Annotated in this window: 2 protein-coding genes; one reads left to right on the top strand and one right to left on the bottom strand. The window is 51.3% G+C overall.

Annotated features, from left to right (window positions below):
* The coding region (locus NK662_RS24715; protein ID WP_254761366.1) for a hypothetical protein at positions 1–188 on the top strand (188 nt) is incomplete at its 5' end.
* 33 nt (positions 189–221) lie between these two features.
* Here NK662_RS24715 and NK662_RS24710 read toward each other — a convergent pair.
* On the bottom strand, positions 222–341 hold the full coding sequence (locus NK662_RS24710) for a Myb-like DNA-binding domain-containing protein (protein ID WP_279665886.1): 120 nt from the start codon (positions 339–341) through the stop codon (positions 222–224).
* Positions 342–573: the final 232 nt, after the last annotated feature.

Here is a 573-nt window from a genome sequence, read left to right as displayed (position 1 = left end):
GACGGCAGCTCTTCCCGCTGCGCTGCAAACCTGCATCAGCCACACACCACCCATACACACGACGGACGATCCAACAACCAGCGTTGATCGCACGCATACATTATATTTATGTCAGTTACTATCATCAAATCTACTATGTACGGCATATGCATGCATCCATCCATCTGATCGACATCATCAACAATTAATCGATAGATTAGATGCACGCACGCATATGCTCATCACCCGCCGCCGCGCAAACCTGACACCTTTGCTAAGAAATCCCACCGCCGTTCGCCCAGCAGCCGCACGAACCAAACCAACTGCACGTCCTCCTGCTCCGTCCACGGGCCCTTTCTCATTATTCCTCCTCCTCCTGCTGCTGCTGCTTTGATGCCGATGAGAGGGTCCTCACCCTGTGGGCGCTGATGATGACCCAGCTGCACTACTGAACAAGAAGAAGACGAAGACGACGATGATGATGCAGAAAAAGAATGCCGTCCCTGCTTCTTGCCGGCCACCACCATCTATACAGATCGATCGATCACTATGCAATTAGCTACTGCTCGATTGAATTGAACAAGCAAGCTAGTA

The organism is Ectobacillus ponti (genome assembly GCF_024294785.1).
Lineage (GTDB): Bacteria > Bacillota > Bacilli > Bacillales > Bacillaceae_G > Ectobacillus > Ectobacillus ponti.
The sequence above is the reverse complement of the archived record's forward strand: the minus strand, read 5'-3'. Positions and strand labels throughout refer to the sequence as shown.

What these genes read in the sequence shown, in the direction of transcription:
- NK662_RS24710 (WP_279665886.1), bottom strand. Translation starts at nt 341, where the DNA reads ATGAGAAAGGGCCCGTGGACGGAGCAGGAGGACGTGCAGTTGGTTTGG.